The sequence below is a fragment of the Azospirillum melinis genome, from assembly GCF_013340935.1.
In the GTDB taxonomy this organism is placed as follows: Bacteria; Pseudomonadota; Alphaproteobacteria; order Azospirillales; family Azospirillaceae; genus Azospirillum; species Azospirillum melinis.
The window spans coordinates 1-21,036 of sequence record NZ_WHOS01000091.1 but is presented as its reverse complement, the minus strand read 5'-3'; the positions used below and the strand labels follow the sequence as shown (position 1 = coordinate 21,036).

Sequence of the window (21,036 nt, the reverse complement as noted above, 5' to 3'; positions counted from 1 at the left end):
AACCTGCCCCCAACCTGCCCCAAGTCTGCCCCGGACGCGACGCCGTTCCCGTTTCCTTGTGTGTTCAATGGGCTTTCATATTCGGTGAGAATACAGCGCGAGCCCGCGCCAATGCATCGCCTTCATTCATTACCTGCTGACGACCATAGTCCGGCTTCAATAATGAAGAGGCGCCTCCGGTGTCGAACAGCTACTTTGAAAGTCCTGTCGCTGGCAAATGAAGTTTATACAGCGCCATGATGAACGGCGTTCAGTGTGTCCGGGTCGGCCATCGCGGCGGCAATCTGCCGGATCAGCCAGCAGGCGCCGGGGTCACGCTCGGCACGCTGGTGCCGGATCATGTCCAGGTTCACCCGCTGCGGTTCAAAGGGAAGGTCGAGAATCGCCAGGCCGGACTGTTCCACGGCCCGGATGGCCAGGAGCCTGGGCAGGGTCGCCACCATGTCGCTGACCTGCAGCAACGGAGGGACGGCGGCATAGTGCGGGACCGAGACGGCCACCCGCCCGGTCAGACCCTTGTCGCTGTCGGCCGCTTCGAGGATCAGCCGTTCGACCCAGACCCGCCGGGATACGCCGCGGTCGTCGATGAACCCGTCGGTCGCCCCCTCTTCGCTGCCGGTCAACTCCACGACGACGTGGGGAAACTCGAACAGGCGTTCCCGCGTCACCGGCCCGGCGGCCAGCGGATGTCCGCGGCGGACCACCACGGCTTCCGATTCCTGGAGAAGCGTGGTGCGGCGCATGCGGTCCGGCAGGTCGGCAAACCAGCCGATCACGAAATCGACCCGGCCGTCGTCGAGGTGTCGGACGACGTCCATGCGGTTGAGAGGGAAGACCCGCAGATCGATCTGCGGCGCCAGCGGGGCGATCCGTGCGACGACGCGCGGCAGGACGATCACCGCCGCATAGTCGGTTGCGGCGATGCGGAAGGTCCGCACCGCCTCCGACGGGATGAAGGCCTTCGTGCTCATCGCGTCGGCGATCCGTCCCAGCCCGTCGGCGATGCCGGACGACAGTTGGAGGGCGCGGGCGGTCGGTTCCATCCCGGAGGCGCCGGGCACGAACAGGTCATCGTCCAGAGACTGACGCAGCCGGGCGAGCGCGTGGCTGACCGCCGAGGGCGTGATCCGCAATTCCCTGCTGGCGCCGATCACGCTGCGATGCTGCATGACGGCTTCGAACACCCGAAGGAGATTCAGGTCCAGTCTGCGGATCGGCACGACGTCGGTCCCATCGATGCAGGTTGACGGGGCGGTTGAGAGGGGACGTCGAGCCTGGTCGCTTCACACCGCCTCGCACCGCGCCCGTCCACATGCTGACGCGAAGATGGCCGTTCGTCAAAGGGTGGCGCGGCGCTACAGAATTTCCGCGCATCGCGGCGATGGGGAGCGTAGACTCTGGCGGATCGGAGGATGCCCCTCCCGTCTCCTCGAAGGAAGTCCGTAAGACCCATGCCACCCTCCAGGCCCCGCGTACCCGTGCCGCGACCGAACTTCAGCAAGCCCCGCTCCAACACCGGCGCATCGACCGGGGTCCGGCCGGCGCCCGCCCGTGTGAACGGATCGGCGCTGCAAAAGCAGACCCAGTGGCTCGCCCGCGCCACCGATGCCGAACGTGCGGGCGACAGTGTGGAAGCGGAGCTTTGCCGGCAGTATGCCGAGCATTGGTTTCGCGTCTCGCGCGGCCAGGATTGAAGACGGGCTGTCGCGAAGGCGAGCAAATGGACGCCTCCACCCGGTAAAGACGGCCGTCGGCGTCTTCCCCGGGACGTGAGCCGACCTTGTCCGGGACAGTCCCACCGTCTATAAACAGGCATGCTTCAACGGAAGACTTTTTCAGTCCCGCCCGGTCCCGAACTTCACGCCATAGCCGGACGTTTGCCGGCTGAGAGCCAATCGCACAGGCAGGGCGGGGGGCTGTGACCGCATGAGCGCCAATCTGCTGGACCCCGAAGCATGCGATTGGAGCGCAACCCCGCTCGGACCGCGTGAGGGCTGGAGTCCCGCCCTCGAGGCCATCTTCACGATGATGCTCGGATCCCCCTTCGCCATGTGCGCGACCTGGGGACCGGAACAGACGCTGCTCTACAACGCCGCCTATGTTCCTTTCCTGGGCAAGCGCCACCCGGCGGCGCTGGGGCAGCCGATTGCCGTCGTCTGGTCCGAGGTGTGGGACACGATCGGCCCGCTCATCGCGCGCGTGCTGGAGGGTGAGTCGGTCAGCTTCACCGACATGCACCTCGTGATGACCCGCAACGGCTGCGAGGAGGACACGTGGTGGACCTTCGCCTACAGCCCGCTGCGCGACGACGGACGGGTCGTCGGCATGCTCGACATCGCGATGGAGACGACCGCGGGGGTCCTCGCGGCCCGGCAGCGCGACGCCGTCGAGGCCGAACTGCGGGCGCGCAACGTGGCGCTGGAGCAGGAGGTGGCCGCCCGCACCGAAGCCGGCAACCGGTTCTCCACGCTCATCCAGCACCTGCCGGTCGGGGCGTGCCTGCTCGACGCCGATGGGCGGGTGTTGCTGTCCAGCCCGCTGTTTCGCGAACTCCTGCCCGATCAACCCATGCCCTCCAGAATGACGAGGGCGGAGGACGGCGACCGGTGGCGCGCCTTCGATGCGAATGGGGAGCGGCTTCCGCCCAGCCATTATCCCGGTGCGCGCGCCTTGCGTGGCGAGGTGGTCTCGCCGGGCATCGAGTTCCTCCACAGAGAGGCCGACGGGTCCGAGCGCTGGTTCGCCGTCAGCAGCGTGCCGCTGACGGACGGTGCCGGAAAGGTTACCGGCGCCATCGCGATGCTGGAGGACATCGACCATCGCAAGCGCGCGCTGGAGACCGCCCGCACCGATGCGGAACGGGTCCAACTGGCCCTGTCCGCCGGCGCGATCATCGGCACATGGTTCTGGGACATCGCGACCGACCGAATCACCATCGACGAGGCGTTCGCCAAGGCCTTTGGGGTCGATCCGGCGCTCGGGCGCGACGGAATCAGCCTGGCACAGATGGTCGAGACCGTGCATCCGGACGACCGGGCCAATCTGGCCCAGGCGGTCGGCGAGGCGATGGCGCGGGGCGGCCGCTATGTCCACCAGTATCGCGTCCGCCGGCATGACGGGCGCTATTACTGGATCGAGGCCAACGGGCGGGTCGATCTTGCCGCCGACGGGACGCCGCGGGGTTTTCCCGGCGTGGTCATCGACGTGGAGGAGCGGCGCACCATCGAGGCGGAGCGCGACCGGGCGATTGCGAAGCTGCGCGCCCTCAACGACACCCTGGAGCAGCGCGTCGCCGAACGCACGGCCGAGCTGATGCAGGCCGAGGAGAAGCTGAGGCAATCGCAGAAGATGGAGGCGGTTGGCCAGCTGACCGGCGGCATGGCGCACGATTTCAACAATCTGCTCCAGGCGATGTCGGGCTGCCTGCAACTGATCGGGCGGCGTGCCGGCCATGTCGCCGGGGTGCAGAAGGTGCTCGATTCCGGCCATCAGGCGGTGGATCGCGGCGCCAGCATGATCCGGCAGCTGATGGCCTTCTCGCGGCGCCAGAACCTCCAACCCGAAGCCTTTGACGTCCGCGACCGGCTGCTGGGCATGCGCAGTTTCCTTGACCGGGCGCTGCGCGCCGACATCCGGCTGGAGTTCGATCTGGAGGGTGGGTTGTGGCCGGCGATGGCCGATCCGGTGCAGTTCGAACTGGCGATTCTGAACCTCGCCACCAACGCCCGCGACGCCATTGCCGGAGGCGGCCATCTGCTGATCGGTGCCGGCAATGTCGAGCAGTGCGGCGAGCATGGCCTGCACGGCTCCTTTGTGCGGATCTGGGTGCGGGACAGCGGCCATGGCATGGCGCCGGCAACTTTGGAGCGGATCTTCGAGCCCTTCTTCACCACCAAGCCGGTGGGCCAGGGCACTGGGCTGGGGCTGGCGCAGGTCTACGGTTTCTGCCGGCAATCCGGCGGGATCGCGACCGTCGACAGCGTGGAGGGCCAGGGCACTACGGTGACGCTGCTGCTGCCGCGCGCCGAGACGATGCCCGTGGCGGTGGCCGATGCCCAGCGGGCGATGGTCGATGGCGGCGGCGCCAGCGTGCTGCTGGTCGAGGACGACCCGGTTGTGGCGCTGGTGATCGTTGCGGCGCTGGAGGAGATGGGCTACCGGGTCAGCCGCGCCACGACCGGGGAGGAGGCCTTGCGCCTGCTGCGGGACGGGGAAAGGCCGGACCTGCTGTTCAGCGACGTGGTGATGCCGGGCGAGATCGATGGCGCGGCCCTGGCGGCGGCGGCGCGGGCCCTGCTGCCCCGGCTGGCGGTGGTTCTGACCACAGGCTACAGCGAGGACCGAGCCGGGCTGAAAGGCTTTCCGGTGCTGTCGAAGCCCTACCGGATCGAGGATCTGGCGCTGATCCTGCGCCAGGAGATCGACCGGAACGCGAGGCTTTAGAGCAAGCTGCCAATTTTCAAAAGAACGGCAGGGGGCCGGGAAAGTTGCCGACGGGCACGAGGTGGGTGACCAGCCCCGCGCCCTCCTGCCAGCGGTGGAGCAGGAAGGCCGGCGGTTCGACGTAGGAGGCCGGTGCGGCGTCCGGTGCGAGCCGCAGCGCGATGGCCGTCGTCGTGCTGGGGGCCGTGACCAGCACCGTCCCGGCGAAGCGGGCCAGCATGAAGCGGTGGACATGCCCGCACAGAAGCCGCTCGACCTGGGGATGGGCGGCCAGCACCGCCGCCAGACCCTTGCCGTTCCGGCAGTTGTACGCGTCGATGCAGGCAATGCCGCTTTCAAGGGGCGGCTGATGCAGCATGACCAGCGTCGGCCGCTCCGGCTCCTCCGACAGGCGCGCCGCGAGCCAGGCGCAGGCCTCCTTCGTGGCGTCCCCGTGATGCTCGCCGGGAATGGTCACGTCGAGGCCGAGGATGCGCAGCGGCCCCTTGTCGCCCACGGCGAAGTGAAGAGGCCCCGTTGACGGCAGGTATGAGTGATCCGCGAAGGCGGTCCGGAAGGCGTCCCGGTCATCGTGATTGCCCGGCAGCAGCAGGACGGGCTGGCGGATGGACCGCAGAGCGGTGCGCGCCTGCTCATACTCGGCCGCTGTGCCGCGGTCGACGATATCGCCGGTGACGATCACGAGGTCGGGTGCCGGATCGAGCGCGTTAAGGTGATGAACGGCGGCGTCGAACATCGCGTTCGAATCAACCAATCCCTGGTACAGCTCGCCCCGCGGGCGGATGTGGGGATCGGACAGATGGGCGATCAGCAAGGCGGCGGCCCCCGGTCGTGGTTTCGCTCAGCCTAGAGGGTCGCGGCCGTTTTTCAAAAGCCGATGAGCCGATTCTTTCCGAAGGCCTGATGACAACGTTGTCATTGCAACGGGACTGCAATATGATAACGTTGTCATCGGACGTTCGACGCTTCGTCCCCAACAGGCTGATCAGGATTGCCGCCCATGAGCATGTTTCTCGACGCCCTGCTCGACAGCAGTTTGGACGACAGCATCCGTGGGGTGCCGCCGGGGACGGCGCCGTTGCGGCTGCGCGATGTTGGCGCCCAGGGCTGGCGGCCGGCCGCCGGCGACATGGCGCTGCCGGTTCTGACGCTCGACGAGGACGCCTTCGCCGCCAACCGCGACCTGATCCTTGCCTATGCGCGCCACCACGGCGTGGCGCTCGCCCCGCACGCCAAGACGCCGATGGCGCCGCAGATCGCCTCCGGACTGGTTGAGGCCGGGGCCTGGGGCGCCACCGTCGCCAATCTGCAGCAGGCCGCCGTTCTGCTGCGGGCGGGCGTGACCCGGCTGATCCTCGGCAACGAGATCGGCGGCATCGCCAGCGGCAGGCGGCTGGGCGCGCTGCTCGCCGCCCACCCCGACGCCGACCTGCGTGCCTTCGCCGACTCCCCGGCCGCGGTCGAGACGCTGGCCGCCGCCGCCGAGACGGCTGGCCGTCCGCTGGCGGTTCTGGTGGAGGTCGGCGCCGGCCGCGGCGGCGCCCGAGACCGCGCGGCGGTGGACGCGATCCTCGCCGCGGTCCGTGAGCATCCCGGCCTGCTGGTGCTCGACGGCGTCGCCACCTATGAAGGGGCGGTCGCGACCTCCGACCCGGCCAAGACCGCCGCCAACATCGCCGCCCTGATGGAGCGGACGGCGGAGGCCTTCGCCCTGGTGCGCGCGCTGGAGCCGGGCCGGCCGCTGCTGCTCACCGCCGGCGGATCGGCCTTCTTCGACATGGTGGTCGCCGCTCTGGCGCCGGTCGCGAAAGCTGACGGCAATGCCACGCTGGTGCTGCGCAGCGGCGCCATCTTCTTCCACGACCACGGCACCTACGAGCGCGCGCTCGGCGCGCTCGACGCCCGGCAGGGCTTCGCCTGCGGCGGCGCCACGGCCGCCGATTTCCGCCCGGCCCTGCGCCTGTGGGCGGAGGTGCTGACCCGGCCCGAGCCGGAGCTGGCGATCTGCGGCTTCGGCATGCGCGATTCCTCCTTCGACCAGGATCTGCCCCGCCCGCTGCGCATCCACCGCGACGGCGTGGCGCTGCCCGCGGACGGGCTGCGGGTGACCCGGCTGAACGACCAGCACGCCTTCGTCGCCGTGCCGGCCGGCCAGGATTTGGAGGTCGGCGACATCGTCGAGTTCGGCATCTCGCACCCCTGCACCTGCATCGACCGCTGGCGGGTGCTGTTCGGCCTTGGTGCCGACGGGCGGGTTTGCCGCGCCTACCGCACCTTCTTCGGCTGACCCGAGGCGGCCAGATTCCCCATGCAGACATTGAACTTCCAGCAGCTCTGGCGCTATCAGGACCAGCTGATCGACGGCACGCTGCACACGCTGCTGCTGACCCTGGTCGCCGCGGCCATCGGCACCGCCATCGGCGTCGCCGCGGCGGCGGCGGTGCGCAGCGGGCCGCGCCCGGTGCGCTGGGCGATCCGCGGCTATGTCGAGCTGATCCGCAACACGCCGTCGCTGATCCAGCTCTTCGTCGTCTTCTTCGTGCTGCCGGGCTTTGGCCTGCGGATGGGGGCCTTCGAGGCAGCGTCCATCGCGCTCGGCCTCTATTTCGGCGCCTACTGCACCGAGATCGTCCGCGCCGGGCTCGATGCCATCCCGGGCAGCCAGGTCGAGGCCGGCCAGTGCCTGGGGCTGACCCGCTGGCAGGTGTTCCGCCACATCGTGCTGCCGCCCGCCCTGCGCAGCGTCTATCCCGCCTTCACCAGCCAGTTCGTCCTGCTGCTGCTCGGCACCTCGCTGGCCTCGCAGATCTCGGCGGAGGAGTTGTTCCACACCGGCGGCTTCATCGAGACGCGCACCTACCGCAGCTTCGAGGTCTATGCCGTGATCTGCGGCATCTACTTCGCCCTGGTGATGACCTTCAAACTGCTGTTCGCCGCGGTGGGGCACCTCGCCTTCCGCTGGCCGGTTCGGCGCTGACGGAGACACCGGCCATGCGTTCCTTCTCCCTCGCCGATTTCCTGTCGCTGCTGAGCGCCCTGCAATGGACGGCCGTCCTCGTCCTCATCGCGCTCGGCCTCGGCGCGCCGCTGGCCCTGCTGCTCGCCCTGATGCGGACCAGCGCCAGCCGCGCGCTGCGCTGGACCGCCACCGCCTTCCTCCAGCTGGTGCAGGGCGTGCCGCTGCTCGGCCTGCTGATGTTCTTCTATTTCGGCATGCCGGTCTTCCTCGGCATCGAGATGCCGCCGCTGGTCGCCGTCGGCATCGCCATGACCGTCTACACCGCCTCCTTCCTCGGCGAGATCTGGCGCGGCGGCATCGAGGCGGTGAAGCACGAGCAGTGGGAGGCCGCCGCCTGCCTCGGCCTGTCGACCTGGCACCAGTTCCGCTACGTCATCGCGCCGCAGGCCTTCCGCATGGCGCTGCCGCCGACCGTCGGCTTCCTCGTCCAGCTGATCAAGGGCACGTCGCTGGCCTCCATCGTCGGCTTCGTCGAACTCGCCCGCGCCGGCCAGCTGGTCAGCGCCGCCACCTTCCAGCCCCTGCTGGTCTACTCGATCGTCGCGGCGATCTATTTCGCCGCCTGCCTGCCGCTCACCCTGTGGGCCCGTTCCCTGGAGGTCCGTCTCAATGGCGCTCGTTGACATCCGAAACGTTACCAAGAGCTATGGGTCGACCCAGGTGCTCAAGGGGGTGTCGCTCGACATCAAGGAAGGCGAGATCGTCACCATCATCGGCAAGTCGGGGTCCGGCAAATCGACCCTGCTCCGCTGCATCAACGCGCTGGAGCGTATCGACGGCGGCGAGATCACGGTGGAAGGCCAGCCGGTGCGCACCGACATGCCGAACCTGCGCGACTTCCGCCAGCGCGTCGGCATCGTCTTCCAGGCCTTCAACCTGTTCCCGCACATGACGGTGGAGCGCAACATCACGCTGGCCCCGGTCCTCAACAAGCGGATCGCCAAGGCGGAAGGCCGGGCGCTGGCTCTGGACGTGCTGGAGCGCGTCGGGCTGGCCGACAAGATCGACGCCTATCCGGCCCAGCTTTCCGGCGGGCAGCAGCAGCGCGTCGCCATCGCCCGCTGCCTCGCCATGCGCCCGCACCTGATGCTGTTCGACGAGGTGACCTCGGCGCTCGACCCCGAACTGGTCGGCGAGGTTCTGAAGGTGATGGAGGACATGGCGCGCCAGGGCATGACCATGGTGCTGGTTACCCACGAGATGGGCTTCGCCCGCAACGTCGCCTCCAAGATCGTCTTCATGCACCAGGGCCGCGTCTGGGAAGAGGGGCCGCCGGCCGAGCTCTTCGCCAATCCCCGCACCCCCGAATTGCAGAGCTTCATCGCCTCCGTGCGCTGAGGCGTGGCCGAGCCATTTGCCGGTTCCTCGCGAGGACCGGACAACGACCAGAACAGAAAAGACCAGAACAGAGGAGCAATGTCGTGAGACTCTTCCGGACCCTCGCCGCCGCCGTGGCGGTCTGCGCCACCGTCGCGCTCTCCGCCGCCGCCCTGCCGTCCGCCGCGAAGGCGGATGCCCTGCAGAACGTGCTGTCGGCCGGCAAGCTGCGCGTCGGCGTTCTGATGGACGCGGCCCCCTGGGGCTTCAAGGACGCCAAGGGCGAGGCCGCCGGCCTCGACATCGATCTGGCGAAGCTGATGGCCGCCGACATGGGCGTGAAGCTGGATCTGGTCCAGGTGACCGGCGCCAACCGCATTCCCAGCCTGCTCGCCAACAAGGTCGACGTGCTGATCGCCGCCGCCGGCGCCACGCCGGAACGCGCCCAGCAGGTGACCTTCACCCAGCCCTATGCCGCGGTGAATCTCGGCGTCTACGGGCCGAAGTCGATGGCGAACGCCAGCGATCCCGATGGGCTGAAGGGCCACAGCATCGGCGTCGCCAAGGGCTCGACGCTCGACATCTGGCTGACCGACAACGCCCCGGGTGCCAAGCTGGTGCGCTTCGAGGACACCCCCGGCGCCATCGCCGCCTATCTGGCCGGGCAGGTCGAGACCTTCGCCGAGAACAGCGCCATCGCGCTGAAGGTCGCGCAGGACAATCCCGGCAAGGAGGTCGAGCTGAAGTTCCTGATCCGCCAGTCGCCGGCCCATGTCGCCGTCCGCCATGGCGAGCAGGACTTGGTCAACTGGATCAACACCTTCCTGTTCTACAACCGCCTGAACGGCAAGCTGGGCGCCCTGCAGATGACGTGGTTCAAGGAAAAGCAGACGCTTCCGCAGATGTGACCCGCCGTTCGGCATCCAAGAGAGGTTCTTTCCGATGATCACCAGGTTCCAGGTCGGTTCGCGCATGAGCCAGGCCGTCGTCTGCCAGGGCATGGTCCACATCGCGGGCCAGGTCGCCAACACCCGCACCGGCTCCATCCAGGAGCAGACCCGCGACGTGCTGGCAAAGATCGACGCCCTGCTGGCGGAGGCCGGCAGCGACAAGTCCAGGCTGGTCGCCGTCAACGTCTTCCTGCCGCACATCACCGACTTCGACGCCATGAACGAGGTCTATGACGCCTGGATCGACCCGGCCAACCCGCCGGCCCGCGCCTGCACCGAGGCGCGGCTGGCCGATCCCGACCTGCGCGTCGAGATGACGGCGCTCGCCGCCCTGTAAGCGCGCTTTTCCGGCGAACCGGAGGACGGCGCCGGGCAGCCGTTTGCCCCTGCGAAAGCAGAGCTGGCAAACGCTGCCGGGCGCCCCTCCGCCAGAAGGTTTTTGGAATGCACACTGGCCTCTACCACGCGCTCGATTTCGCCGCCGACGGCAAGTCGCTGGATTTTCTCAGCATCCCGTTCTCGGTGGACCGCTCCCCCTATTATCAGGTGAAGGTCCCGGTCTGCCGCGTGCGCAACGGAATGGGCCCGCGCGTGCTGCTGATGGCGGGCAACCACGGCGACGAATATGAAGGCGAACTGCTGCTGGGCCGGCTGTTCCGCCGCCTCGATCCCGCGCGCATCCGCGGCGAGGTGACGATCCTGCCGGCCGCCAACGCGCCGGCGGTGATGGCGGCGCGACGCCGCTCGCCTTTGGACGAGGGCAACCTCAACCGCGCCTTCCCCGGCGACCCCGCCGGCATGCCCACCTTCCGGCTGGCGCATTTCCTAGAGCATGAGCTGTTCCCGCGCCATGACGTGGTGTTCGACATCCATTCCGGCGGCACCTCGATGGCCCATCTGCCCTGCGCCCTGATCGAGCGGCAGGGCACGCCCGACCGGCTCGGCCGCGCGTTGGAGCTGATGCGGGCGCTCGGCATGCCCTACGGTTTCGTGGCGGAGAACGGGGCGACGGCGCCGACCTCGATGGCCGCCGCCGCACGGGCCGGCGTCATCGGCATCAGCGGCGAGTTCGGCGGCGGCGGCACGGTGACGCCGGAGACCATGGCCTACACCGCCCGCGCCATCGACAATCTGCTGATCGCCGTCGGGTTGATCGATGCGCCGGTTCTCTCCGTTCCGGCGCCGGTTCCGGCGCCGATGCAACTGCTTCAGCTTGACAGCCACCGGCAGGCGATCTACGCGCTGCGGCGCGGGTGGTTCGAACCGGCGGTCGATGTCGGGGCGCGGGTCGCCGCCGGCGATCTCGCCGGCTGGTTCCACGACCTGACGCGGCTCGACCAGCCGGAGGAGGAACTGCGCTTCCAGGAGGCGGGCATCGTCATCTCGCGGCGCCTGCACAGCGACAGCGAGGCCGGCGACTGCCTGATCCAGGTGGCCCGTCCGGTGGAGGAGGCGGGCATTCTGGGGCGCGCGGCCTGACCGGGGCATCGCATGGAAGGCGGCCAAGGAGACGGACGACATGAGTGAGAGCAGCGCGGCGAAGCGTCCGCCGACCATCGACGACGTCCTCCGACTCCGGGCGGCGGAGCCGGTGGCGTCCGCGGACGGGGAGGCGGCCGGGGACGCAGACGGTGGGGCGGCTCCGACGCGCATCGTCGAGATCGCCCGGCTGGCCGGGGTGTCGCCGATCACCGTCTCGCGCGCCCTGCGCCAGCCCGAAAAGGTGGCCGAGGCCAAGCGCCGGAAGATCCTGGAGATCGTCGAGCGCACCGGCTACGCCACCAATCCGCATGCCCGCGCGTTGCGGTCGGGCCAGTCGAACATCGTCGCCGCCTTCGTCTCCAACCTGCAAAGCCAGCAGTTCTGCCTTGCCGTGCAGGGCTGTGGCGAGGTGCTGGAGCCGCAGGGCTACCAGCTGATGATCGGGCAGACCTCCTACTCCTACGCCAAGGAGACGACGATGATCCAGTCGCTGCGCGAGATGCGGCCGGCGGCGGTCATGTTCACCGGCGTCATCGAGATCGAGGAGAACCGGCGGGCGTTGCGGTCGCTCGGCATTCCGATCATGGAGACCTGGGCCTATCCCCGCGACCCCATCGACATGCTGGTCGGCTTCTCCAACATCGACGGCGGCCGTCTGGCGGCGGAGCATTTTGCCGGACGGGGCTATCGCCGCATCGCCTATATCGGCCGGCGCAGCGGCCGCGGCGCCCTGCGCCTCACCGGCTTCCGCGAGGGCGCCCGCGCCGCCGGGCTCGACATCGTCGCCGAGCTGTCGGTCGACAGGGTCGGCAGCATGGTCGACGGCCGCCGCGCGCTGGCCGAGCTGCTGTCCCGCAACGCGGCGGTCGAGGCGGTGTTCTGCGCCAACGACCTGCTGGCGACCGGCGCGCTGCTGGAGGCGCGCCGGCTGGGCATGCGGCTGCCCGACGACATCGCCATCCTCGGCTTCGGCCACAACGACGTGGCCGAGGAGTTGCCGCCCGGCCTGACCACCATCGGCATCGACAGCCGCGACCTCGGCCGGCAGGCCGGATCGATGATCCTGCAGCGGATGCGCGGAGACATGCCGCCGGAGCCGATCCGTGCCGTCGAACTGACGCTGACCCATCGCGGAAGCAGCTGAGACGGGTCCGCCGGCCTGCGTGCCCGAGGCTTTGTCCGACACTGATTCCGTGAGATGCTCTTGAGCCCGTCCTGCCGATTGGCTGCATCGCCGCTCGCCGGCGGCCAGCGCGGCAGGCTGCCAGGCCGATGATCGAGCGGGGAAGCATGGCGAACCGATACCGGCATGGTCTCAGAAGAATTGCCTGCCCGCCGCCGCCATGACGCATTTGTCCTCGAACGGTCCGGTTGAGTCGGCCAGTCCGGCCGACCCTGCGCTCGAAGACCGTATCCAACGGATCGTAGCGGGCCTTCCACCGCCGGTGATCGTCGCCGGTGAGCCGGCCGACCGGCTGGGTCTGGCTGCGCGCATGGCGGCGCTGCATGTCCCTGGCGTCAGCGTTGCCGTCATCCATGAGGGCCGGCTGGCCTGGACGCGCGGTTTTGGAGACGCCACGGTCGGCGGCTCTCCGGTGACTGCCGGCACGCTGTTCCAGGCTGCTTCGATCAGCAAGCCGATCACTGCGCTGGCGGTGCTGAAGCTTGTTCAGGACGGTCGGCTTCGCCTTGACACCGACGTCGACAGCAGGCTCGTTTCCTGGCACCTCCCGCCCGCCGCCGGGTCAACCGCCGTCGATGTCCGCGGATTGCTGAACCATAGCGCGGGGCTGACCGTGCACGGGTTCGCCGGCTATCCGGCCGGTCAGCCAGTCCCGACGCTGGCTCAGGTGCTCGATGGCATCGACCCGGCGAATTCGCCGCCGATCCGCGTCGGCCAGCCGCCCGGCACCGCATGGCGGTATTCAGGCGGCGGGTATACGGTGCTTCAGCAGCTGTTGATCGACGTCACGGGCGAGGCGTTTCCCGTTCACATGGAACGGGCGGTCCTGGGTCCATTGGCGATGGCCGGCAGCACGTTCGCACAGCCTCTGCCCGTCGAGCGGATCGCCGAGGCGGCGACCCCCTATGATTTCGATGGCAAGCCGGTCGAGGGTGGTCCCCACATCTATCCGGAGATGGCAGCCGCCGGGCTGTGGTCGACGCCGTCCGACCTGGCGCGGGTTATCATGGCGCTCCAGCGCGCCTGGTCCGGCTGGTGCGATGAGGTGCTGTCGCCTGACATGGTCAAAACCATGCTGACGCCCGGTCTCGGCGGCTTCGGCCTGGGGTTTGGACTCGCTGGCGGCGGAAAGGGCGGTGGACCCCAACCCTGCTTCTTCCACAGCGGGCTCAATGCCGGCTTTTCGTGCGTGATGGCGGGTTGCATGGGCGGCAGCCAGGACGGGGCCGTGATCATGACCAACGGCTCCGCCGGAGCCGTCGCTCATGGCCTGCTGCGCGCGATTGCCGAGGAATATGATTGGCCGGAGTTCCGGCCGGTTGAGCGCCGGCTCGGTCTCGCCGACCCGGCACGCTACGCCCGTTTGGCTGGCCGCTACCGCATGCCCGATTTCGAGATCGCGGTCATTGCCGATAGCAATCGCCTGTACGGCCGGGTCGGCAGCGATCAGGTCGAGCTGTTTCCTCTTGCAGGCACCGACGAATTCTTCCTGAAAGTCGATGTCTCGACGGTCGCTTTTCATATGCCCGACGCCGGCCCCGCAACCGCGCTGGTGGTTCGGAGCGCGAACACTGACCAAACGGGGCTGCGCGCCGACGTGCCCTCCGCGGCATGAAGACCGTCTTCATCGGGGGGCGATTGGAGCGTTCGCTATCCTCCTCGCTCTCCCGAACTCAGCCGAACGCCCCGGTTCTGGCCATTCGCGCCCAGGCATGCGCAAGCGCCACGGCCTATCTGTCTGCCCTGCCTGTCATCGAATCGAAACGATCGGACCCCGCTTATGGAAGCTCTGAACCAACATCTGTTCCTTCTGCTGAACGCTCCGCCCGATCCGCCGGCCGGGCTTCTCATGCTGGCGCGTTTTCTGGCGGACGACGTGGTGGTGCTGGTCGCGGCCCTGGTCGCGGCGCTGTGGGTGTGGGGACGGCAAGACGGACGCGCCGTCCTGGTCGGTGCCGGCTGCGCACTGCTGACGGCGGCGCTGGTCAACTCGGCGATTGGCGCGCTCTGGCATCATCCGCGCCCCTTCGTGATCGGATTGGGGCATCAGCTGATCCCGCATGCCGCAGATTCATCCTTCCCCAGCGACCATGCGACCTTCATGTGGACGATCGGGATCAGCCTGCTGCTGCGAGGGTCCTGGCAGCGGCTGGGCTGGGGGATGATGGCCTTCGGGATGGGCGTCGCATGGTCGCGCATCTATCTTGGCGTTTACTTCCCCCTGGACATGGCGGGTGCGCTTCTGGTCTCCGCCACCGCGTCCCTGCTGGTCATTCCGGCACGCCCCATTGTCGATGGCGTGCTGACGCCGGCCATCGTCCGGCTTTACGAGGGAGCCGTGCGGCTGCTGCATCTGCCCGCCGCCCTGTTCCCGCTGGACCGCAAGTGAGGGCATGACGGAATCGTGCTCCCGAACCGCCTGGATCGGGAGCCGGACCCTTGCCGACCGGCCGCGCTCCGCGGCGAAGCCCCGGACATCGGCGGCATGGCTCGAACCCGAGCCGAGCCTGGCGATGTCGCCAAGCTGTGCGCGAAACGGGGTTCATCCCAACCAGCAGAGCGCGCTCTCGGGAAAGCGTTTCCGTAGTTGAGGAAATGCTTTCCCGGGAGCGCTGAAGCTCACGCATACCCGGACAGTTTGTCCGCAGACAGTTTGTTCGCGGAGAATACCCCGCTTACTCCACCGTCACGCTCTTTGCCAGATTGCGCGGCTGGTCCACGTCGGTGCCCTTCAGCACGGCCGTGTGATAGGCCAGCAGCTGCACCGGGATGGCATAGAGCAGCGGGGCGACCAGCGGGTCGCAGGCAGGCAGCTCGACCGACCAGCGGACCTTGTCCTTCAGCTTGTCGATGCCCTTCCGGTCGGCCAGCAACAGCACCTTGCCCGACCGCGCGCAGACCTCCTGCACGTTCGACACCACCTTTTCGAACAGCGCGTCGGACGGCACCAGCACGATCACCGGGACATTGTCGTCGATCAGCGCGATGGGGCCGTGCTTCAGCTCGCCGGCGGCGTAACCTTCCGCGTGGATGTAGCTGATCTCCTTCAGCTTCAACGCCCCTTCCAGGGCCAGCGGATACATGGCGCCGCGGCCGAGATAGAGGACGTCGCGGGCCTCGGACACCTCCTGCGCCAGCTCCTTCAACCGCTCGTCATGGGCCAGCACGTCGGCGGCGCGGGCCGGCACTTCGCGGAGCGCGTGGGCGATCTGCTGCATCCGCTCCTGGTCGATGGCGCCGCGGGCGCGGCCGACGGTGACGGCAAGGCAGGCCAGCGTGGTCAGCTGGGTGGTGAAGGCCTTGGTCGAGGCGACGCCGATCTCCGGCCCCGCCATGGTGTAGAGCACTGCGTCGGATTCGCGGGCGATGGTGCTTTCCGGGGCGTTGACGATCGACAGGATCTTCTGGCCCTGGCGCTTGCAGTAACGCAGGGCCTCCAGCGTATCCAGCGTCTCGCCCGATTGCGAGATGAACAGGGCGATGCCGCCCGGCGGCAGCGGCGCCTCGCGATAGCGGAACTCCGACGCGATGTCGACCTCGACCGGGATGCGCGCCAGCGTCTCGAACCAGTATTTGGCGACGAAGCCGGCATAATAGGCGGTGCCGCAGGCGACGATGGTCAGCTTCGACGCGCCGGCCAGGTCGAAGGGGAAGTCCGGCAGGGTGAAGGTGCCGGTCTCCGGGTTGATGTAGGCGTTCAGCGTGTCGCCGATGACCTGCGGCTGCTCGTAGATCTCCTTGAGCATGTAGTGGCGGTAGCCGTCCTTGCCGATCAGGGCGCCGGACACCGCGGTGGTCTTCACCGGACGCTCCACCACCGCGTCGGCGGCATCGTGGACGATGGCGGCGGTGCGGCTGACCTCGACCCAGTCGCCGTCCTCCAGATAGCAGATGCGGTTGGTCAACGGCGCCAGCGCGAAGGCGTCCGACGCCAGATACATCTCGCCGTCGCCATAGCCGACGGCCAGCGGCGTGCCGTGGCGGGCGCCGATCATCAGCTCATGCTCGCCGGCGAAGATCAGCACCAGGGCGAAGGCCCCGGTGAAGCGCTTGAAGGCGGCGGCCGACGCCTGGACCGGGGTCATGCCCTGCTGGTCCAGGTAATAGGTGACGAGGTGGACGATCACCTCGGTGTCGGTGGCGCTTTCGAAGACGTAGCCGTGGCCGGTCAGCTCGTCCTTCAGCTCCTGGTAATTCTCGATGATGCCGTTGTGGACGACGGCGACACGCTTGGTGGCGTGCGGGTGGGCGTTGTTCTCCGTCGGGCCGCCATGGGTTGCCCAGCGGGTGTGGCCGATGCCGACGGTTCCGGACAGCGGCTGGTCGCGCAGCTTCATGTCCAGGTTGACCAGCTTGCCCTCGGCGCGGCGGCGATCGATATGGCCGTTCACCAGGGTGGCGACGCCCGCGCTGTCATAGCCGCGGTATTCGAGCCGGCGCAGGCCCTCCACCAACCGGGGAGACGCGTCGTGGATGCCGTTGATGCCGATGATGCCGCACATGGACCTGATGCTCCTGAAAAAGGTGCCGGCTGACGAGCCGGAGAGAAACGGATCCCGGACCGATCCTACGCCTTTTTTGCTTTCTCGTTTTGCTTCCGTTCGCGGAAACGCTTCGCCCAGCCGGTGTACGCCTTCTGGTTGCCGCGGGCGACCACAAGCGCGTCCGCCTCCACCGCCATCGTCACCACGCTGCCGGCGCCGACGATGGCGCCGTCGCCGATGACGACCGGTGCGACCAGCGCGCTGTTCGAGCCGATGAAGGCGCCGGCGCCGATCTCCGTCCGGCTCTTGGAGAAGCCGTCGTAATTGCAGGTGATGGTGCCGGCGCCGATGTTGGCCTTGGCCCCGACCCGCGCGTCGCCGATGTAGGTCAGGTGGTTGGCCTTGGCCCCGGCCTCGATCACCGCGTTCTTCACCTCGACGAAATTGCCGATGTGGGCGTCCGGGCCGATCTCCGCCCCCGGGCGCAGCCGGGCATAGGGGCCGATGACGGCGCCGCTGTCGATGCGCACGCCTTCTAGATGGCAGTAGGGCTTGATCTCCACCCGGTCGCCGACCGTCACCCCGGCGCCGAAGAAGCAGCCGGGGCCGACCACCACGTCGCGGCCGAGCCGAGTGTCGACGCTGAGGAAGGTGCTGTCGGGGTCGATCAGCGTGGCGCCGTTGTCCATCACGGCCTTGCGCAGGCGGCGTTGCAGCAGCTTCTCCACCTCCGCCAGCTCGGCGCGGGAATTGACGCCGACCACCTCGGCCGGGGCGGCCTCCACCACGGCGCAGGCCATGCCGGCGCGGCGCGCGATCTGGACCACGTCGGTCAGGTAATATTCGGACTTGGCGTTGTCGTTGCCGACGCTGCCGATCAGGTCGAACATACGCGCGCCGTCGAACGCCATCAGGCCGGCGTTGCACAGGGTGACCGCGCGCTCCTCCTCGCTGGCGTCGAGATACTCGACGATCTTCTCCAGCCCGCCGCGGGCGTTCAGGATCAGGCGGCCATAGGCGCCGGGATCGTCGGGGCGCATGCCCAGCACCACCACGGCCGGGTCGGCCGCCTGCCGGCGCGCCTGCACCAGCGCGCGCAGCGTGTCCGGCGTCACCAGCGGCGTGTCGCCGTACAGCACGATGACGTCTCCGGTGAAGCCCTCCAGCAGGCCGAAGGCGGCGCGCACGGCGTCGGCGGTTCCGCGCTGCTCGTGCTGGACCGCGGTGGGGTAGGGGGCGACGGCGGCGGCCACGCTGTCCATGCCGGGGCCGACCACGACCACGACATGGTCGGGGTCGAGCGTCTTCACCGCGGCCAGCACATGCCCGACCATCGGCCGGCCGGCAACCCGGTGCAGCACCTTGGGCAGATCGGATTTCATGCGCGTGCCCTTGCCGGCGGCGAGGATCACGCAGGCGAGCGGACGATGGGCCATGGTGATGTTCCTGGTCGAGCCTTGAAGTGGAAGGGAAAGCCGGTCGATGAAGGCGCCGTACTTGAGCCGGTAAACGTTAAGACATCACTGCTGGAAAGGACGGCGCTTCTACGGGAGCGGGCGCCGCACCATCCGCATTTCCGAGAGTGGTGTGCCACAGCACAGCATGGAAGCCCAAGTCAACTTTTGTTTCAATCTGCAATAAACGAATGTTTCCAACGGGTTAACTGCCAGATTTCCTGTGGGCTCCGTCGGTCTCCTTGCCGCTTCGCGATGGCTGCGGTCAGCCGTTCCCGCCGGTCTGCCCGGCCTGATGGTGCTCGGGATCTTTCAGTGACATGTATTCGATGACGGCCGCGATCTCCAGGGCAGGATGGCCGAATTCTGCCGGCAGAGAGACGTGGGTCTTTCACAGATCATGGAAATGTTTTCCTTCGGTTCCGGATGATCTTCTCTTGCCAAGGCCAGGGCGTTGCCAAATGCTATTCTGTCCCGGAGTCGTCCGGAAGCGGAGGTGAACAGTATTGTCACCGAAGTAGCGTTTCGCTTCCCCTGCGTCAACTCGGCCTTTAGGTCCGCGCGGCACGGTACCCACAGCCGGCTACCGGTCTTTTTCTGAGTAGCCTGGATCGCAGAGCCGTCATAGTCATCCCGCCCTCCAACTGGTGAGGTCCGATGACGTCCGGCCGACGCACGGGTGCCGGCACCACGGTGCGGCGCAGAGAGCTTTCAGGCTGTGGGGTCGCCGGAAGATCCGTGCTTCTGCCGCAGTGCCTTGAGCAGGGCAGCCCGGAGCGTCTCGGGCGAGCAGGGCATTTCCAGCAGGATTCCGCTGAACGCGCCGGCTTTCCAGCGCTGGAGAAGGCTGGAGTCTCCCGTGATGCCAATCCATGGCAGGGGATAGCTGATTTCGGCTTCGAAGCGGCTGGCCAGCTGGTCGCCGGTCTCCTGGCCGTTCGTCGGGGGAAGAAGCAACACCGTCGGACGGAGATTGTCTGCCCTGGTGTCTGCAATGATGTCATCCAGGTTATCGCCGGAAATGACTTGGCATCCCCAGGACTCCAGCAATGCTTCGATGCCAAGACGCAGAACCGCGTTCTGCTCCAACACAACGACAGTGTTCCCTTTGATCGCCGGCACTGTGCGATGCCCTCCAGCCGTGAGTGGTCCGGAACATTTCCAGAGACGGTAACTCGTGGGCTGGCGTGACATTGCACGCGGTCTCAATTTTGTCATTAACCTGTGATGGGTTCAACCGTCAGTAGGTTTGGGGTGCGATGTCCGCCGACAGAGGGGCGATCCGCGTCCCGATACCGACGTATACATACAGCGATACTATCCCTTTGAACGGAAGGGGTATCCCTCAGGACCCGCGTGCCGGAGCCGCAAAGCCCCTAGACTTGCAAGGGTCGATCCGGCGCTGCCGGGTGACGCGACGCCGATCCGGGGGAGGACGCGCCATGATGCAGGACGATGCCCTGACGGCCGGCTCGCTGGCTTTCACCGTCCTGCTGCTGACGTTGGCCGCAGCCGGCAGGCACGACAATCAATCAAAAACCTGCCGGGTGCGGGTCGGGCGGCGTGCTTCGCGGCCGTCCGGCCAGCGTCACGGCGGCAGCCGATGGGAAGGAACTCCACCATGGCTTCTCGCATGGCTAGGATCGTTCATATGGGCAAACTGGGCGGCTTTGCGGCGCTGCTGGACGGCAGGATGCTCGAGCTGGAAGGCTATTTCCTCTGGCCGTCGGCCACGGCGCTGAGCGGCGCGGCGCGGCGGGCCGGCATCGCGCTGTCCGACATGATCCTGGACACCCGCTCCACAACGGGACTGGCCGGGCCGGCGGCCGTGGTCAGCGCACAGTCTGCGGCGAGGCTCCGGCCCGGCGGTCGGCCGCTGGCGGCGTAACGCCGGTCAGATGGACCACAACGCTGCCGAAATCGCTGTCCGTCTCCAGCCGGACCGGCAGCGGCGGAGAGCCGGCGGCGACCGGAGCGAGCCACAGATTGACCGGCGGCCGGTCGGCAGGATTGTTCCGCTGCCAGAAGCGGCCGCCCGACGATGACCGGGCATAGCCGGCCACCGGCTTGTAGCTCACCCGGCATTGCTGGGCGACGCCGGAGAAGATCGAGTAGCGCGACGGGTCGACGATCCGCCGCCCCACCTCGCTGAACACCATGTCGTAGCGGCGGCGGCCGTCGAACACCGGCAGCGACCGGTCGCAGCCCTCGCTCGCTCCCACCGCGAACAGCAGGTCGAGCACGGCGGTCAGCGGATCCAGCGTGCCGCGCTGCAGGTCCGGCGGCACCGGCTCCCGGTCGTCCTTGTCCGCCGGCGGCGTGACGCTGGTGGAGACGTCGCCCTGCGGTCCGTAGGTCAGCGTGACGTTGCGCGGCTCGCCGCGCAGCAGGCTGGTCTGGCGGTGGCTGTCCGGCCGAAAGTCGGAGCCGCGGACATGGCCGTCGCTCTCGGAGTCCGTGCGCCAGCTGAACAGCCGGCCGATGGTGCCGCCGGTTACCGCCGACACGGCGATGCGGTAGCGGTCGCCGGCCACGTCCAGCGTCGCATTCACATCCAGCGCGGTCACCCCGCCGACGAAGACCCGATAGGTCGCCTTCACCGGCTCCGCCGACGCCATGGCCGTTGCCAGGGGAAGCAGGGGCAGGGAAAGGCCGGCTGCAATCAGGGCTGTCCGGGCAGGGCGGAGGAGATGGCGGGGGAGAT

General features: G+C 68.2%; 19 protein-coding genes. 13 read left to right on the top strand and 6 right to left on the bottom strand.

The window, feature by feature from the left end; translation table 11 throughout:
- Positions 1-224: 224 nt before the first annotated feature.
- Positions 225-1,220: a LysR substrate-binding domain-containing protein gene (locus GBZ48_RS33775; protein WP_174475032.1), complete on the bottom strand. Its 996-nt coding sequence runs from the start codon at positions 1,218-1,220 to the stop codon at positions 225-227.
- A gap of 258 nt (positions 1,221-1,478) precedes the next feature.
- Here GBZ48_RS33775 and GBZ48_RS33770 point away from each other — a divergent pair, with 258 nt between their 5' ends.
- Both GBZ48_RS33770 and GBZ48_RS33765 read left to right on the top strand, forming a co-directional pair.
- Positions 1,479-1,694 carry a DUF4167 domain-containing protein gene (locus GBZ48_RS33770; RefSeq protein ID WP_343049778.1) on the top strand — a complete coding sequence of 72 codons (216 nt, stop codon included), beginning with the start codon at positions 1,479-1,481 and terminating at the stop codon, positions 1,692-1,694.
- Between the two features lie 331 nt (positions 1,695-2,025).
- Complete coding sequence (locus GBZ48_RS33765) at positions 2,026-4,443, top strand: PAS domain S-box protein (RefSeq protein ID WP_174475030.1); 2,418 nt, start codon at positions 2,026-2,028, stop codon at positions 4,441-4,443.
- Between the two features lie 16 nt (positions 4,444-4,459).
- Here the strand turns inward: GBZ48_RS33765 and GBZ48_RS33760 are convergent, their stop codons facing one another.
- Positions 4,460-5,257, bottom strand: coding sequence for a phosphodiesterase (locus GBZ48_RS33760; protein WP_174475029.1), 798 nt, complete (start codon positions 5,255-5,257; stop codon positions 4,460-4,462).
- Between the two features lie 186 nt (positions 5,258-5,443).
- Here GBZ48_RS33760 and GBZ48_RS33755 point away from each other — a divergent pair, with 186 nt between their 5' ends.
- The 10 genes from GBZ48_RS33755 (at position 5,444) to GBZ48_RS33710 (ending at position 14,783) form a co-directional block, all read left to right on the top strand.
- Positions 5,444-6,730 carry an alanine racemase gene (locus GBZ48_RS33755; RefSeq protein WP_174475028.1) on the top strand — a complete coding sequence of 429 codons (1,287 nt, stop codon included), beginning with the start codon at positions 5,444-5,446 and terminating at the stop codon, positions 6,728-6,730.
- 21 nt (positions 6,731-6,751) lie between these two features.
- Entirely contained in the window at positions 6,752-7,420 is a 669-nt protein-coding gene (locus GBZ48_RS33750) for an amino acid ABC transporter permease (RefSeq protein ID WP_174475027.1), read from the top strand.
- Between the two features lie 14 nt (positions 7,421-7,434).
- On the top strand, positions 7,435-8,085 hold the full coding sequence (locus GBZ48_RS33745; RefSeq protein WP_174475026.1) for an amino acid ABC transporter permease: 651 nt from the start codon (positions 7,435-7,437) through the stop codon (positions 8,083-8,085).
- Positions 8,072-8,800 carry an amino acid ABC transporter ATP-binding protein gene (locus GBZ48_RS33740; protein ID WP_174475025.1) on the top strand — a complete coding sequence of 243 codons (729 nt, stop codon included), beginning with the start codon at positions 8,072-8,074 and terminating at the stop codon, positions 8,798-8,800. The genes GBZ48_RS33745 and GBZ48_RS33740 overlap by 14 nt, the downstream gene beginning before the upstream one ends.
- Before the next feature lie 83 nt (positions 8,801-8,883).
- Positions 8,884-9,687: a transporter substrate-binding domain-containing protein gene (locus tag GBZ48_RS33735; protein WP_174475024.1), complete on the top strand. Its 804-nt coding sequence runs from the start codon at positions 8,884-8,886 to the stop codon at positions 9,685-9,687.
- Between the two features lie 34 nt (positions 9,688-9,721).
- A complete protein-coding gene (locus tag GBZ48_RS33730) occupies positions 9,722-10,066 on the top strand; it encodes a RidA family protein (RefSeq protein ID WP_174475023.1) in 345 nt (114 codons plus the stop codon).
- A 107-nt stretch (positions 10,067-10,173) separates the two neighbouring features.
- Positions 10,174-11,208 carry a M14 family metallopeptidase gene (locus tag GBZ48_RS33725; RefSeq protein WP_174475022.1) on the top strand — a complete coding sequence of 345 codons (1,035 nt, stop codon included), beginning with the start codon at positions 10,174-10,176 and terminating at the stop codon, positions 11,206-11,208.
- A gap of 40 nt (positions 11,209-11,248) precedes the next feature.
- A complete protein-coding gene (locus GBZ48_RS33720; RefSeq protein ID WP_174475021.1) occupies positions 11,249-12,355 on the top strand; it encodes a LacI family DNA-binding transcriptional regulator in 1,107 nt (368 codons plus the stop codon).
- A gap of 199 nt (positions 12,356-12,554) precedes the next feature.
- Complete coding sequence (locus GBZ48_RS33715; RefSeq protein WP_174475020.1) at positions 12,555-14,009, top strand: serine hydrolase; 1,455 nt, start codon at positions 12,555-12,557, stop codon at positions 14,007-14,009.
- Positions 14,010-14,174: 165 nt separating this feature from the next.
- Entirely contained in the window at positions 14,175-14,783 is a 609-nt protein-coding gene (locus GBZ48_RS33710) for a phosphatase PAP2 family protein (protein WP_174475019.1), read from the top strand.
- Between the two features lie 286 nt (positions 14,784-15,069).
- Here the strand turns inward: GBZ48_RS33710 and glmS are convergent, their stop codons facing one another.
- The 3 genes from glmS to GBZ48_RS33695 all read right to left on the bottom strand — a co-directional run bounded on the left by glmS (position 15,070) and on the right by GBZ48_RS33695 (position 19,454).
- On the bottom strand, positions 15,070-16,896 hold the full coding sequence (gene glmS, locus GBZ48_RS33705; protein WP_174475018.1) for a glutamine--fructose-6-phosphate transaminase (isomerizing): 1,827 nt from the start codon (positions 16,894-16,896) through the stop codon (positions 15,070-15,072).
- A gap of 65 nt (positions 16,897-16,961) precedes the next feature.
- Positions 16,962-18,314: a bifunctional UDP-N-acetylglucosamine diphosphorylase/glucosamine-1-phosphate N-acetyltransferase GlmU gene (glmU, locus tag GBZ48_RS33700; RefSeq protein WP_174475017.1), complete on the bottom strand. Its 1,353-nt coding sequence runs from the start codon at positions 18,312-18,314 to the stop codon at positions 16,962-16,964.
- Positions 18,315-19,043: 729 nt separating this feature from the next.
- Positions 19,044-19,454, bottom strand: a complete 411-nt coding sequence (locus GBZ48_RS33695) for a response regulator (RefSeq protein ID WP_174475016.1) — start codon at positions 19,452-19,454, stop codon at positions 19,044-19,046.
- A 499-nt stretch (positions 19,455-19,953) separates the two neighbouring features.
- On the opposite strand from GBZ48_RS33695, the gene GBZ48_RS33690 reads away from it, so the two are divergent.
- A complete protein-coding gene (locus GBZ48_RS33690) occupies positions 19,954-20,220 on the top strand; it encodes a hypothetical protein (RefSeq protein ID WP_174475015.1) in 267 nt (88 codons plus the stop codon).
- On the opposite strand, the gene GBZ48_RS33685 is transcribed toward GBZ48_RS33690, so the two are convergent.
- Positions 20,165-20,995, bottom strand: a complete 831-nt coding sequence (locus GBZ48_RS33685; protein WP_343049779.1) for a DUF3108 domain-containing protein — start codon at positions 20,993-20,995, stop codon at positions 20,165-20,167. The two genes, GBZ48_RS33690 and GBZ48_RS33685, sit on opposite strands and share 56 nt — an antisense overlap.
- Positions 20,996-21,036: the final 41 nt, after the last annotated feature.

Bases quoted from the DNA above. Each gene is read 5' to 3' on its own strand.
- glmS (WP_174475018.1), bottom strand. From the start codon at position 16,896: ATGTGCGGCATCATCGGCATCAACGGCATCCACGACGCGTCTCCCCGG.
- GBZ48_RS33745 (WP_174475026.1), top strand. From the start codon at position 7,435: ATGCGTTCCTTCTCCCTCGCCGATTTCCTGTCGCTGCTGAGCGCCCTG.
- glmU (WP_174475017.1), bottom strand. From the start codon at position 18,314: ATGGCCCATCGTCCGCTCGCCTGCGTGATCCTCGCCGCCGGCAAGGGC.
- GBZ48_RS33740 (WP_174475025.1), top strand. From the start codon at position 8,072: ATGGCGCTCGTTGACATCCGAAACGTTACCAAGAGCTATGGGTCGACC.
- GBZ48_RS33690 (WP_174475015.1), top strand. From the start codon at position 19,954: ATGGCTTCTCGCATGGCTAGGATCGTTCATATGGGCAAACTGGGCGGC.
- GBZ48_RS33720 (WP_174475021.1), top strand. From the start codon at position 11,249: ATGAGTGAGAGCAGCGCGGCGAAGCGTCCGCCGACCATCGACGACGTC.
- GBZ48_RS33725 (WP_174475022.1), top strand. From the start codon at position 10,174: ATGCACACTGGCCTCTACCACGCGCTCGATTTCGCCGCCGACGGCAAG.
- GBZ48_RS33710 (WP_174475019.1), top strand. From the start codon at position 14,175: ATGGAAGCTCTGAACCAACATCTGTTCCTTCTGCTGAACGCTCCGCCC.
- GBZ48_RS33755 (WP_174475028.1), top strand. From the start codon at position 5,444: ATGAGCATGTTTCTCGACGCCCTGCTCGACAGCAGTTTGGACGACAGC.
- GBZ48_RS33715 (WP_174475020.1), top strand. From the start codon at position 12,555: ATGACGCATTTGTCCTCGAACGGTCCGGTTGAGTCGGCCAGTCCGGCC.
- GBZ48_RS33730 (WP_174475023.1), top strand. From the start codon at position 9,722: ATGATCACCAGGTTCCAGGTCGGTTCGCGCATGAGCCAGGCCGTCGTC.
- GBZ48_RS33765 (WP_174475030.1), top strand. From the start codon at position 2,026: ATGATGCTCGGATCCCCCTTCGCCATGTGCGCGACCTGGGGACCGGAA.
- GBZ48_RS33750 (WP_174475027.1), top strand. From the start codon at position 6,752: ATGCAGACATTGAACTTCCAGCAGCTCTGGCGCTATCAGGACCAGCTG.